Source organism: Candidatus Liberimonas magnetica (genome assembly GCA_020523885.1).
GTDB lineage: Bacteria > Elusimicrobiota > Endomicrobiia > Endomicrobiales > JAFGIL01 > Liberimonas > Liberimonas magnetica.
Map to the genome: position 1 here is coordinate 63,116 of JAJAPY010000016.1, position 13,785 is coordinate 76,900.

At 44.0% G+C, this 13,785-nt stretch carries 10 protein-coding genes; all 10 read left to right on the forward strand.

Features of this window, described 5'->3' with window-relative positions:
* Positions 1–25 precede the first annotated feature (25 nt).
* A complete protein-coding gene (locus LHV68_11105; protein ID MCB4792413.1) occupies positions 26–592 on the forward strand; it encodes a T9SS type A sorting domain-containing protein in 567 nt (188 codons plus the stop codon).
* 15 nt (positions 593–607) lie between these two features.
* Positions 608–2,362 (forward strand): PorV/PorQ family protein, encoded by a 1,755-nt coding sequence (locus LHV68_11110; protein MCB4792414.1) that lies wholly within the window; start codon positions 608–610, stop codon positions 2,360–2,362.
* A gap of 134 nt (positions 2,363–2,496) precedes the next feature.
* A complete protein-coding gene (locus LHV68_11115) occupies positions 2,497–3,492 on the forward strand; it encodes a MoxR family ATPase (GenBank protein ID MCB4792415.1) in 996 nt (331 codons plus the stop codon).
* 167 nt (positions 3,493–3,659) lie between these two features.
* Positions 3,660–4,535, forward strand: coding sequence for a DUF58 domain-containing protein (locus LHV68_11120; protein ID MCB4792416.1), 876 nt, complete (start codon positions 3,660–3,662; stop codon positions 4,533–4,535).
* A 112-nt stretch (positions 4,536–4,647) separates the two neighbouring features.
* Positions 4,648–6,648, forward strand: coding sequence for a VWA domain-containing protein (locus LHV68_11125; GenBank protein ID MCB4792417.1), 2,001 nt, complete (start codon positions 4,648–4,650; stop codon positions 6,646–6,648).
* 204 nt (positions 6,649–6,852) lie between these two features.
* On the forward strand, positions 6,853–7,584 hold the full coding sequence (locus tag LHV68_11130) for a DUF4159 domain-containing protein (GenBank protein ID MCB4792418.1): 732 nt from the start codon (positions 6,853–6,855) through the stop codon (positions 7,582–7,584).
* Between the two features lie 143 nt (positions 7,585–7,727).
* Positions 7,728–9,887 (forward strand): glutamine amidotransferase, encoded by a 2,160-nt coding sequence (locus tag LHV68_11135; protein ID MCB4792419.1) that lies wholly within the window; start codon positions 7,728–7,730, stop codon positions 9,885–9,887.
* A gap of 72 nt (positions 9,888–9,959) precedes the next feature.
* On the forward strand, positions 9,960–10,187 hold the full coding sequence (locus LHV68_11140; protein MCB4792420.1) for a hypothetical protein: 228 nt from the start codon (positions 9,960–9,962) through the stop codon (positions 10,185–10,187).
* A gap of 72 nt (positions 10,188–10,259) precedes the next feature.
* Positions 10,260–10,889 (forward strand): response regulator, encoded by a 630-nt coding sequence (locus tag LHV68_11145; GenBank protein MCB4792421.1) that lies wholly within the window; start codon positions 10,260–10,262, stop codon positions 10,887–10,889.
* A gap of 120 nt (positions 10,890–11,009) precedes the next feature.
* A complete protein-coding gene (locus LHV68_11150; GenBank protein MCB4792422.1) occupies positions 11,010–13,748 on the forward strand; it encodes a fibronectin type III domain-containing protein in 2,739 nt (912 codons plus the stop codon).
* Positions 13,749–13,785: the final 37 nt, after the last annotated feature.

Consider the following 13,785-nt stretch of genomic DNA (forward strand, 5'->3'; position numbering starts at 1 on the left):
GAGCATAAATATTTTTTAAAATAAAATGAAAATAAAAAACTGTTATAAATTTATTTTATTGTTTCTCTATGGTTTTCTGTTTTTTTATTCCAAATGCCTGGCGGCAAGCGCGAGCGCTAACTATACGCTTGTCAATTACAGCTTGAATTCAAGCGCGGCAGCGGGGCTTTCCTCTGAAAATAACAAAGCGAAGGCGGCGATAGGGCAGAACATAGTTGTCTTAAGCGAAAGCCCGCTTTATAAGTCCCTGCCGGGCTACATCTCCGGGATTACGGCTACTGCGCTGACCTTTGCCTCGGATACCCTGGACAACGTTTACGTTTACCCTAACCCTTATAAGCCAAGCTCACAGGGAAGCATTTATCAGGCCCAGTACCTGACGTTTAAAAACCTTCCCCAGAGAGCTACAATAAAAATTTTCAGCCTCTCGGGTGAGTTGATAGCCGCGCTTGAAAAAGATTCAAGCTTGAACCAGTGCCAGTGGGTTCCGAAAAATGATGCCGGGAACCGGTTGTCGAGCGGTTTATATTTTTATTACATTACAGATGGCCAGGGAAGAAAATCAAAAGGCAAATTTACCGTAATACGCTAAAAAACGAAACGCTGTATGAAGAATAAATCCGGAATTATCCTTGTTTTATGGTTTGCGCTTGCAGGTTTTGCTTCTATTTCAAAAGCGGCTCTATTTTCCAGGGATGACGCAGGGACTACTTCGGCACAGTTTTTAAAACTCGGGACAGGCGCAAGGCCTGTTGCCATGGGCGAGGCCTTCACCGGCCTGGCAGACGACATAAATGCGATATACTGGAACCCTGCAGGCCTGACAAACATAAATAATAGGGAAATTACAGCAATGAGGGCTCAGTGGTTCGAAGACGTTTCTTTCAACTGGGCAGCCTATACTCAGCCTGCCTTTGGCGGCAGTCTCGGGTTAGGGTTGTTTTATCTCGGGTCAGGTGATATAAAAAAATACGACAATACAGGTAAGGCAAGAAACGAGTCTTACAGCGGTTTTGACTCTGCTTTAAGCGTTTCCTACGCAAGGCAGTCGCTCTCTATACCGCTCGGCATTACAGTGAAGTTCCTGAATTCAAAACTGGAGGAGGAGTCTGCCTCTGGCATTGCTGCGGATATAGGGTTGCTTAAGACGCTATCCAAAGCAAAAGATATTATTTTCGGCCTTGCCCTGCAAAACATAGGGACAGGTTTAAAGTATGTCCAGGATAACTCACCGCTTCCTTTGACGTTGAGGGCAGGCGTTTCGTTTAAACAGCTCAACAAAAAACTCCTTCTTGTTTCAGACCTGAACTTTCCCGTTGATAATGAAATAAATGCACACCTGGGAGCCGAATACAAACAGAATTTTGGCGCGTTTGACCTGTTCCCCAGAGTAGGTTTTAAGACAAATACGGTCCGCTCTAGGGATGTTTTGTCCGGGGTTTCCGGAGGCTTCGGCATTTCTTATAACGATATAAGCGTAAACTACGCCTGGGTCCCGTATTGGGAGCTGGGAGCTACCCAGAGGGTTGACATCGGGTTTAAGTTCAGCGAAACAAAAAAGAAAATAAAAATAGACTATTCCTCATATTCATCGCAGTATGCCTGTGTTGATTGTGTTAACATAGCAGCTCAAAACATCCACTTCGATTTCGGCAATTATAGCGTCAAAGAAATAGAAATGCCGATCCTGGATACCGTAGCCGCTCTGATATTCAAATACGACCCTTACAAAGTGCGCATTTCAGGGCATTCTGACACCGTGGAGGATAAAGCTTTTGGCAAAGATATCTCTTTTATGAGAGCGAATTTTGTTATGAAGTATTTAGTTGAAAGAGGCGTTCCGCAGGACAAGATTTATGCGGCAGGCTACGGGAGTGATTTACCCGTAGAACCTAACGACGCCGAAGCGGGGCGAAGCAAAAACAGGCGGGTAGAGTTTTTAATAACCGATAATAAAGGCGGAGAAGAATTAAAGTTTTCACTTTATGCTTCTTTAAAGGAAAAAGAAGAACTTATAAACATGGATTTAAAGCTTGGCCAGAGCCTATTTGCAGAAGATAACTATGATAAAGCTATAGAGGAATTTAAAAAAGTTTTACAGCTTGACCCTGACAATACCGAGGCCAAAGAGTATATAAGGAAGGCCGAAGACATGAAAATCGGCAAAAAGAGCGTAACGGCTGATAATATAGATAAAAAGATAACCAGGATGCGCGGGTATTTTCAGAATGGGCAGGAGTTATTTAAAAAAGGAAAATACAGGAAATCAATTAAAGAATTTGAAAAGGTTTTAAAAATAGACCCTATGCATGTCAAATCTATGAGATATATCTTGCGTGCCACAGAAGAGATTAATAAATAGCATCCCATCCCCGTTGTCCCTCATAATTGTTTTTTCTTTAAACTGTCAAATTTGAAGTAAGTTGAAATATGATTGAAAATTGAGTATAATTTATAAAGTTTCATTATTCTGAACGGAGGCGTAACGTGAAAGAAATCAAGGACAAGAACGACCTGGCTCTCGTTGAAAAACTTCAGGAAGGATATAAATCTATCAAGGACCAGCTGTCAAAGGTCATAGTGGGACAGGACGAAGTTATTGAAAAACTTTTAATAGCGCTTTTTTCTAAGGGCCATGTTTTGATAGTAGGGGTGCCCGGCCTTGCAAAGACACTCCTTATCTCAAGCCTTGCAAACATCCTGGACCTCAATTTTAGCAGGATACAGTTCACTCCTGACCTTATGCCCGCGGACATTACAGGCACTGAGCTGATAGAACAGGATCCGTCTACAGGCAAAAGGAGTTTCAGGTTCGTCAAAGGGCCGTTGTTCGGGCAGATAATCCTTGCAGATGAAATAAACCGCACTCCTCCTAAGACCCAGGCAGCTCTGCTCCAGGCGATGCAGGAATATAAGATAACAGCAGGCGGCCAGACCTATCCTTTGATGCTTCCTTTTTTTGTTCTGGCTACCCAGAATCCCATAGAACAGGAAGGTACCTACCCTTTGCCGGAAGCGCAGCTGGACAGGTTTTTCTTTCAGATAAATATTGATTATCCGAGCGCAGAACAGGAAAAGGCGATCATTACGCGGACGACCGGTGCCTACGAACCTAAACTTGAGAAAGTGCTGGCTGCAAATGAAATTTTAAGCCTTCAGGAAATTGTGAGAAAAGTCCCTGCCTCGGACCATGCAGTCGATTTTGCTGTCCGTTTGACCAGGTCATCGAGGCCGAATGAAAAAGACTCACCTGATTTTATTAAGCAGTTCGTAAGCTGGGGAGCCGGCCCGCGCGGAGCCCAGGCCTTGATAATCGGCGCCAAGGCGAGGGCTATCCTGTCCGGCCGCTATGCGGTTTCAATAGAAGATATTAAGGAACTGGTTTACACGAGCTTGCGGCACAGGGTTTTAGTTAATTTTCATGCAGAAGCTGAAGGAATAACCAGCGAAGAGATAATAAAGCGGTTGTTAGCTCAAGTCGCAAGCGAATAAACTAAGCGGAACTAAAGTAAATTCAAAATGAAAAATGAAAAATGCAAAATTAATGTGTCCGCTATGGCGGACGTATTAAAATTATTCGCAAAAGGCGAATACCTCAATTTTGCATTTTGCATTTTGCAATTTGCATTTAAGTCAGCTGCAATAGGCGGTCTGACTTTATGAAATTTTTCGATCCGGTTTCTCTGGCAAAACTTGCAAATATGCATATCCGGGCAAAATCCGTGGTAGAAGGCCTTTTGTCCGGGCTGCATAACAGCCCTTATAAAGGGCATTCGCTTGAGTTTTCCCAGCACAGGGAATATTCCTACGGCGACGAGTTAAGGCATATTGACTGGAAGGTTTTCGGCAGGTCCGATAAATTCTTCATAAAACAATTCCAGGATGAAACAAATTTAAGGGGCTATATACTTTTAGACGCTTCAGGTTCCATGAACTTTGCCTCAAGCGGGCATATAACCAAGCTTGATTATGCCAAATTTCTTGCCGCTTCATTGGCCTACCTTTTCCTTCACCAGGAGGATTCCGCATCTTTGAGCGCTTTTGATTCCGGCCTTCGTTTTTATCTTCCTCCAAGGCACCAACTCTCGCATCTTTCGGTAATCTTTGATAAATTAGAGGAATTATCAAGCGGAGGCGAGACCGAGATAGAAAATGTCCTGAAGCTGTTCGGCCAATATTTAAAAAAGCGGGGGCTTATAATCTTTATCTCCGACCTCTTAGCGGACCCGCAGAACGTCCTTAAGGCCTTAAAATACCTGCGTTTCAGGCACCATGAGATAATCGTCCTTCAGGTGCTTGACCCAAGTGAGGTAAAATTCCCTTTCCTGGGAGACAATCTTTTCATCCATCTGGAAAATGAAAAAGAAATCTTTGCCGATGCGGATACGCTGCGGGCAGAATACATAAAACTTTTCAAACAATTCCTGGATGAATACAAAACCGGTTTCCGCAAGGCCGATATAGATTATTATTTGATAACCACAGATACACCGGTCGAGATCGCCCTGGGACAGTGCTTGAGCAATAGAAGCTAAAAAACATAGCGTAGAGCGTATAGCGGATAGCGTAGAGAAAAGCTAAAACATGAACAGACTTTGACGTTCCTATACGCTCTACGCTATCCGCTATCCGCTTTCAGTTAAATATATGAATCTTTCTTTCCTTAATATTTCAATTCTCTGGGCCTTGCCTGTAGTATTATTACCGCTTATACTCCATCTTTTTTTCAAGAAGAACCCGAAAAAACAAGAGTTCAGCGATTTTCGTTTTATCTATCTTGCATTACAAAAACTGCAGAATAAATTCAGGTTGAGGCAGTATTTATTGCTTTTAACCAGGATGCTTATACTCTTTCTTTTGGTATTGTTTTTTGCAAAACCGATACTGCAATTCAACTTGCAGAAAGGTTCCGAAAGTAAAGATAACCTGATAGCCCTGGTTTTATTGATAGATACTTCATATTCCATGGACTACAACCAGGAAGGCAGGCCGCGCTTTGAACATAACAAAGTGATAGCAAAAAAGATAATTTCTATGCTTTCTGCAAGAGACAGGATAGGCATCATAGCATATTCAAACAGGATAGAAGCTGCAACACCCAGCCTGAGCAACGACAAGAAATACCTTTTAAAGATAATCGATGAGCTGAAGGTTACTAACCGTCCGACCGATTTCAGCGCGGCGTGGCCTGTCTTAAAACAGCTCCTGGGCCAGTTCCCGGCGTCAAACCAGGCGGCGGTCGTACTTTCCGACCTTGCTTCTCACGGGTTTAACACAACCCTGCCGGAAGATGACAGGAGCATCAAGGTGTTTTATTTTAAGCCAAAAGGGGGGGATAACTATTGGTTAAATGAAGTAAAAGCGGGGTTCTCTGATGTTCAAAACATGTGGAATATAGAATCCGTGTGCAGGTTTGATTCCGGAAAGTACCCATTTTTATGGCCTGTGAACTATTTTATAGACAATAAGAAGGCAGGCAGTGATGTCCTTGATGTTTCATCGAAAGACAAAATAAAGGTTTTTTTCTCCTGCCCGGGTGAAACCGACGGCCTGCCTTTCAGGGCCAGGCTGGAACAGGATAACCTGGACAGGGATAATAATTATTACTTACTGCTTGACCAGCCAAAAAAATGCAAGACCTGGATAGTCGACGGGGACCCGAGGTTCGGAGGCGTTACGTCCGAGAGTTTTTATTTAAAGAATGCCCTCTTAAATGCCGTAACAGTAGGCGAAGACAAGGTAGATGAAACGCAGTTAAAGCCTCCCGGAGTCGTTATCCTTGCAAATTTAAGGAAAGACCATGAAAATATAGACCGGTTCATAAACTCCGGAGGAGGGGCGCTTATTTTTCTTGGCGACAGGACAGCTGATGAATTCAATCCCGATTACCTGCCGGGGAATATCGGTTCCAGGTTTGAGAAAACCCAAAGCATAAACTGGGAATCCAAGGACCATGTTTTGAACAAGTTAATGGATATGTCCGAATTTGAGATCGCCAATATCGCCGTAAATCAGGGTTTTGTGCTTCAGGCAAAACCGGGTTCTCAGGTACTGGCGAGCCTTTCATCGGGCTGGCCTTATCTGCTTGAATCGAAGTACGGCGACGGCAGGGTTATCCTGTGCGCGACCAGGGCAAACCGCGAGTGGGGCAACATCGTAAGTAAAACCGTTTTTATGCCCCTGATAAAAAATATCGCAGCTTATTTGTCCGGTGGTGCCGAGGAAACGAATACAGCTTCTTTAAAAATAGGCGAAGCTTTTAGGTATAAAACTTCTATGCCGGATAGCAGGGTTCTTAAGCCCGACGGCACTGTCGTAAAGGCTGTAAAGGGAGGCGAAGAGGCTCTTTTTACCGATACCGAAGAACCGGGCATATATGCTATGGTTTCAGGCGGCAGGGTTATAAAAAAGTTTGCGGTAAATCTAGACACATCTATTGAAAGCGAGCTTTCACCCGCGGGCGATACAAGCCTTAAGAGGTATTTTTCAAAGAATTACCTCATAAAGCTTGACGAAGCTAACTGGGAAAGCCAGTTCATTTCGGCCATATCCGGAAAAGATATATCCAGATGGCTGCTCCTAATCATATTTTTGCTTATAATAGCCGAAATTTATCTTGCAAACCCGATGTCTAAAAAAATAAATTAGAGGGGAAATCATAGATGTCCCAATTTGGTGTCATACCCGCGAACAGACTGTGTCGCAATCGGTAAAAATGAAGGTTTTGTCATTGCGAGGCGTCTTTTGCCGAAGCAATCCATATTTTAACGACGAGATTGCTTCGCCTTCGGCTCGCAATGACATTCTGGCACCTCCTCTCCTGCCGGAGAGGTTTCACAGGAGAAGAATACTATGATGATTTTGAGGATACTTCTTGTTATAATCTTTTCAATAAATCTTTGTTTTTCCCAGGAAGGGAATTATTTTAAGTTCGTACAGCTGAAATATGACGGCAAATGTGACCCTTACCCGGAGGCCTGGCAGGATATACTGGAGTTTATTACCACTACTACTACAATAAAACCGCTCAAGGAAAGGAAACTGGTCACTTTAGATGACGAAGAACTGTTCTCATACCCGTATTTGTTCATCCTGGGCACAGAAAGCTTCCCGGGTTTAAGCGATAAAGACTGTGCTGTGATTAGGAGGTACCTCTCTAACGGCGGGATGATATTTGCCGAGGATTCTTCCGGGATAAAAGGCAGTGCTTTTGATTCTTCCTTCAGGAAAGAAATAGCCAAGGCCTTTCCTGAAAGCAAGCTTAAAAAACTGCCCTTTGACCACCCGCTTTACAGGGCTTATTATCTGTTAAGAAAGGTGGGAGGGAGGCGTTTGACAAATAATTATATGGAAGGAATAGATATTTCAGGAAGGACTGCGCTCATCTATTCGCAGAATGACCTTATCGGTGCCTGGGCAAAAGACCGTCTGGGGAATTACTTGTGGCACTGCCTGCCCGGGGAAGAGACCCAGAGGTTTGAAGCGCAGAAACTGACCTTGAACCTGATAATGTATTTTGTCACAGGCACCTATAAAAGCGATGCTGTGCATAAACCGTACATACAGGAAAAGCTGGGAAGATAATAATATGGCAATTTCGAAATCCGAAGCACTAATTTCGAAAAAAATCGCAAACTTAAAAAAGCAAAATATTTTTTCTTTTTGCCTATTGGTCATTGATTATTTTTTCGAGATTCGAAATTGGTTATTCGAGATTGGAACTATAAATGAGCATTGAACTATTTAAATTTGATTATATTTTTGCTCTGTCTGTGCTTTTAGCCGCAGGCGGGCTGGTTTTGCTTTGGCATCTGCAGAACAGGAAGGCTGTTTTTTTATGGAGGGCGGCCAACATTGTAGTCCTTTTACTGCTTATCTGCCAGCCTGTGCTGGTAAATTATTCGAGCGACGACAGGCCCCTGGTGGCTGTTGCCGTAGATGTTTCTCCGAGCATGGTGACAGCAGGCCGGATAAAGACAGTGGAAGATATCCTGGAGCGAAACTATGAATCTTTGAGCGAAAAGCTAAGGCTTAAAAACTATGTTTTTTCGTCTTTGTCAGGCCAGTTAAATACCGGCCTTGATAAATATTTGAAAGACAAAAAATCAGCGGAATCGCTGGGTTTTTATACGGACCTCTACAGGTCGCTGTGGGACATAAGAAGAGAGAACGGCGAGAAATTGTCCGGCATAATACTTCTTTCGGACGGGAACCATAACGCCGGTACCCTGCCGGAGTCCTGGATAAAAGAGCTGAATATCCCTGTTTTCCCTGTCAATTTAGGAAATAAAGGCGGCTTAAAAGACCTGGCCATAAACGGTTTAAAAGTCAGCGATTTTGCTTTCAAGAACCTTCCTTTGAAGATAACGGTAAACTTAAGCGCTATCGGTTTTTCTGGCAGGTATGCCACGGTAAATTTAAGAAGGATTGATTCGAACGCAACACTTGCGTCGCATACGGCCAAAATAAACTCGGATAATGAGAGTTTTGATGCCGTCCTTGATTATACGCCGAGCCTGAGCGGCAGGTTCATGTATGAAGCCGAAGCCCTGCCTTTAAAAGGCGAAACAACCCTTGCAAATAACAAAAAACGATTTTATCTTGATATAATCCGCGACAAAATACGGGTGCTTTACCTCTGCGGCCAGCCGGGCCCGGAATATTCTTTTTTAAGGCACTATCTCAAAAACGACCCGCTGGTTGAGCTGGTATCTTTTGTTATCTTAAGGAACCCTGAGAACATTACCCTGGTATCGGATTACGACCTGTCCTTGATACCGTTTCCGGTGGAAACGATATTTGTCAGTGACCTGAAGAATTTTGATGTCTTTATACTTGATAACTTTACTTACCGGAGGTTCGGTTTCCTGCCGGAATACCTTGCCAATATCAAGAGATGGGTGGTTGAAAAGGGCGGCGGGCTTATCATGATAGGAGGAGAAAATTCTTTCGGGAAAGGCGGCTGGGCCGGGACTCCTCTGGAAAGTATCCTGCCTGTGATATTCGATAAACCGCAGGACGAAGACGAGAACGGGCTGTTCAGCCCTAAAATAGAGGATACGCGGCAGGACATAATGAGGTTAAACGATGACGAAAAAAAGAACCTGGAACTCTGGAAAAACGCCCCGCAGCTTGAGGGCTGCCAGGCGCTTGTTAAAAACTTAAATGCAAAGGTATTGCTGCGCCATCCATGGAAGAACTGGGTTGTGCTGGCCTCGTGGGATATAGGAAAAGGCAGGGCTGCCGCGCTTGGGGCCAATACGACCTGGCGCTGGGCTTTAGCCGGCCAATCAACGGAATTGTATTATAGTTTCTGGAAAAATATGATCCGCTACCTTTCGCATTCCGAAAAATCGTTCGAAGGGAAGATAAACTTAGACAGGCCGGAATACTTTTCCGGGCAGGAATACAGCTTAAAGCTAAGGGGGAACAAAGACCTGAATAGGAAAAATATGAAGCTTGTCCTGGTGGAGCCGTCAGGACAAAGGTCTGAACTGGAGGTTAACAAAATAAGCGAGAAAGAATGGGAAGCCAAAGGCGTATTTAGGGCCAGCGGGAAATACTCTTTTCAGTTTTATTTAAATGAGAACGGGGTTTTTGCTGCCAAGGATTCTGCCGGCGTGGACGTAAAACCATTTTTATTGCAGGAAAAAACGAACCTGAAACAGAACGATGAGCTCTTAAACAGCGCAGCCGCAGAGTCGGGCGGGGAATACTTTGATAAAGATGAAATATTGGTAAATAAGTTGTATAGTAAATTAAGGGATATAAAAAAGAGGGCTGTAATTAACAAAACAACTCTGTGGTCAAACCCCTGGCTTATGGCTCTTATTATCTTGAGTTTTTTAGGCGAGTGGATATACAGAAGAAAAATCGGGCTGTGGTGAAAACAATTGGAAAATTAGGCTGTTGACGGACTCCTAAGGTGTCATTGCTTCTCCCGCAAAGCGGGAGAAGCAATGACAGAAAATCAAGTTCAGCAACAGCCTCATTTGAAATATTACAATCCCGCAGAATTCACTGAAAAATGCTCGCTCATCACTGGCTCCACGGTTAAGGAGGTAAAAAATGTAAACCAAACTTCTCAATTGCACATCCCACCAAATCGTCAAAAAACAGGTATCAGTCAAGCCTGCAAGGTCAAACTAATCAAAAAATTAAATGTAAAAAACCCCTTGAATGTTTAATTAAATCTATTATAATAATAATGCAAGTTTAGAATAATCAAAATAATCCAAATAATCAAAAATGGAGGAAATATGTCTAACGAGAAGATTTTGATAGTTGATGATGATTCGGCAATACTACAGACATGTCTAAAAGCTGTCCAGAGTATGGCCTACGATGCTAAAGGTGTCAGCAGTGGTGAAGAAGCAGTTGAGGTGCTTAAAGAAGAACACGTTGACCTTGTTGTTACTGATTTACAGATGGGCGGTATGAGTGGAATAGACCTTCTCAAATATATAAAGGCTAACAATCCCAATACCAGTGTTATTATTATTACAGCTTACCCAAGTGCAGATAGTGCCATTGAATCCCTGCGTGCAGGCGTGAGCGACTATATAAAGAAACCCTTTAACGTTTTTGAGTTCAGGGATGCAGTCAAAAGATGCCTTGAGGCAAGAGCTGACCTGAAAGAAAAACATACAGAATCAGCTTCTTCAACAGCAAACAGGCCGGGTGCAGAATACAGCGCCAAAAATGAGGTTCTGACCACATACCAGGTAAGCAGGTACTGCGGTGTGACACTTACTACGGTAACGAACTGGATAGAACACGGGTTGATCCCTGCTTATAAAACGCCAGGCGGCCACAGAAGAGTTAAAAAAGATGACCTGATCGAATTCTTAAAAAACTACAACATGCCGATTCCTGATGAACTGAAATAGTCCAAAAAGCACCAATCCCACCTACGCGGTGGGATAAGGTCATGCCGGTTCCTGAAGGGCTTAAATAGAGTTTGTCCAAATAACACCGATTCCAACTACGCGGGGAACAAGGGTTAAGATATGGACAGGGTTTTACGTCTCATTCAAAGTATCGTAATAGCATTTTTTCTGTTCTTAAGCGCCATCCCCTGCCTGGCTGATACGGCAGCTTATGATTACCTCACAGGCGCTGGTACGAATAAATTTGCGTATGAAAAGAAAGGCGAAGCAAGCAACATTCCGGCTACAGGCCCTGACATATCCGGGCAAACCGTTATAACTTCATACCCAGCCATTGAGTCGGCCAACGACGTCCGCTACAATACTACAGATACCGCAAATAATAAGAGCGTAGCTCAAAACTTTAAGTTTATTATTGCCCAGAGCACTAAAACCATGAGCAACATCTACGTTGAATGGGAAGGGTACGGCTATTACAGCACTACTTACGGGGCATACTTTTACATCAGGAATTTCGGGAATAATACCTGGGAAGCGGTAGGCAACCATGCTAACAGCACAGACCAGGCTCTAACCAATAATTTTTCGTCCAATTTCGGCACATATATCAGTACAAATAACTATCTCTACCTTGCCGTATCGTCCATCAAAGCCACTGGCGGCAACAAGGCAACTCTCATGACCGATTATGTTAAAGTCATAATTACCTACGTTGATGACGTTACCGCTCCGGGTGCGATCACCACGTTATCCGGGCTTAAAGGGACTAACAGCGGCGAGGTGCGGTTGTCGTGGGTTGCGCCAGGCGATGACAACAGGACCGGAACCCTGGGTGCTGGCTCCAAGTTTCATATCTCAACTACCACCGTGTACAATAATGCTATAAGCCAAAGTTACTGGAACGGCCGAGGCACTACAACGCTGGCTGACGTTCAACTTTCAACGTCTGCGGTAAATCCAAATACCATACAATCTTACCTGCTTAGCGGCCTTAAGATCAAGACAACCTACTATATCCGTATCTGGACAAAGGATGATTACGGCCTCTGGTCCACAATATCGAACGGAACAACTGTTCAGGCCCAGGCTCCTGCACCTCAAAATGTAACGTTGCTCTCAGTTAGCAGTTCAAGTATCAGGGCCGGCTGGGGCAGGCAGAATGCAGCCGATGAATATAAACTACAGGTATCTACAAAATCGGTATTTTCTCCTCTATTTGCGTCTTCAAATACCACAGTCGTTTATATTACCTCACTAACCGTTACAGGGCTTTTGCCAAATACTACGTACTACCTGCGCGTTGGCCACAGGTATGACACTTACACGCGCTGGATGACTGCACCTGTGTACTATTCAACAGCTACCCGCTCAAATATCCCGGGCACTGCCTCACCTGCGTTTACTGCGGTGTTTCCTTCAAGCATTACTGTGCAGTGGACAGCAGGAATCCCAGGTAACCCTTCAGGGACACGCTATGTGGTCAACTGCTCATCAATAGCTTTTGGCGGTCAGGTTTTCTCAAGTTCTACAACTTTTGCCACTTCTGCGGTTTTGACTGCACTGCCCAGCAATTTAACCTGGTATTTCCAAGTAAAAGCACGGAACAACAACGGTGTTGATACAGCTTATACCAGTATCGGGAGCACGCATACGTTGTGCAAAGTTCCATCAGCATTGGCATTTTCATCCGTTAACTCTGCCAGCATAGGATTAGGGTGGAACGCAAACACTAATTCCGATTCAACGGTTTACGAGCTCTGGGCTTCTACATATAACAGCGGCTCCTACGGCATTCTTTATTCCGGAAAGAATATTAATTGCACCCATACCAGCCTTACTCCAAACGTGACATATTACTATAAAATACGGGCAAAGAACTTAGATAACGTTTACAGTGATTATGCATCGCAGATAACTACGCATACAGTTTGCAACATCCCTGCAAGCCTATCATATTCGGCCGTCAACCCGACAAGTATAGGCTTGTCCTGGAGCCCGAACAGCAATTCAGGTTCGACTCTTTACGAGGTTGCGGCATCTTCTTGTACCAGTAATTCGTACTTGACTGTGTATACCGGCAAGAACAACGTCTATACCCATTCGAGCCTTACTCCGAACGTAACATATTATTATAAAGTAAGGGCAAAGAACCTGGACAATGTATACACCGATTTTTCATCTCCGGTAACTACGCACACTGCCTGCAATATTCCGGGTACGCCGGACTTTGTTTCAATAAAAACAAACCAGATACATCTAAACTGGAACCCGGACAATAATTCAGGCTCAACCTTTTATGAACTTACCTCGTCTACCAATAACGTGAACTGGCAGTTAAAGCTCTTTGCCAAAGCAACGTTCTATATTGATTCACCTTTAGACAGGAACACTACTTCCTGGTACAAAGTCCGCGCAAAGAACCTGGACCTGGTGTATTCGGATTATGCGGCTCTAAAAGCCACTTCAACCTTGTGCGATATACCGGCTGCCCTGCCTATTACGGACGTAGGTGTTACATCGACAACTTTGCACTGGCAGACCGGAAATAATCCGTACTGGACCAGTTATCTTCTTGAATGTTCTTCTATGTCTGTTGGCGGAAAGGTTTTCCTAAGCTCAGTAACTTTAAATTCCAGCGCGCTGTTCACAGAGCTTTTTGCTCATACTACCTATTACTACAGGGTTAAGGCACTCAACAACAATAAAATTGCCACAGGGTGGGCAAACCTCGGCTCAACTACCACAGTACCTGCTCAGGTAACAGGGATCTCGGCGAGCGCAGGTGTGTACACTGCCAAAACCCGAATCACGTGGGATGCCCAGGCAGGCTGCAAATACAGGGCGCACATTCAAGTTTGAAGTGCAATAATTGATTACTCAAAAAGCATAATTTTTT